This is a genomic window from Alcanivorax sp. HI0083, from assembly GCF_001635175.1.
Genome location: NZ_LWFX01000105.1, coordinates 1 through 639, shown reverse-complemented (window position 1 = coordinate 639; position 639 = coordinate 1). Strand labels below are relative to the sequence as shown.

The following is a 639-nucleotide window of genomic DNA, read 5'->3' as shown; positions in this document are numbered from 1 at the left end:
CCGCAGAAAGCCTTTCGGATTTGTCAGACGCCGAAGTGGCCAATAGCTACGGTAGCGGGTTTCGCTATCTGATCGCTCGCCGGTACGGGATGACGATGGGGATTGATATTGCCCGGGGGCCGGAGGAGACCGCCTGGTATATTCAGGCGGGGTCCAGCTGGCGTTGATCAGTCTTCTTTTTCGTCCATGTTTTTAGCTGCGGTGCGCGCATCTTCCAGTGCCGCAAACTGTTCGGAGATCAGCGCGCCCACTTCCTGATTCACCTTGCGAATGGTGTCGTACACCAGGCCGATGGTCTTGCGCTGTTTTTCTTTCAGGGCTGGCGCCTTGTCTTCAAAGAGGCCCAGCTTCTCCAGCGCGTCAAACGGTAGCCCGGCAATATGCTGGTGCACGTCTTCCACGGTGGTGGCGCCATCTTCAATGGCTTCCTGAATCATGTCCTTGAGCAGCTCTGCTCGTTCTGCTGTTTTTTTCATTGTTGGCCTGCGTGGTCAATCGGGTAAGGGACTGTTCCGCAATGTAGCGAAAACCGTTAATAAGGACCATAACCATTATGGACCCCGGGAACACGTATTGATGCCCGATTGTCTGACCGTCTGTACCGTTGCCGGTGACAGACTTGACCCTGTTCAATAAATG

The 639-nt window shown here is 54.6% G+C and carries 1 protein-coding gene; it reads right to left on the bottom strand.

The window, feature by feature from the left end:
- Positions 1–167: 167 nt before the first annotated feature.
- A complete protein-coding gene (locus A3754_RS01145) occupies positions 168–476 on the bottom strand; it encodes a hypothetical protein (protein WP_039926707.1) in 309 nt (102 codons plus the stop codon).
- Positions 477–639: the final 163 nt, after the last annotated feature.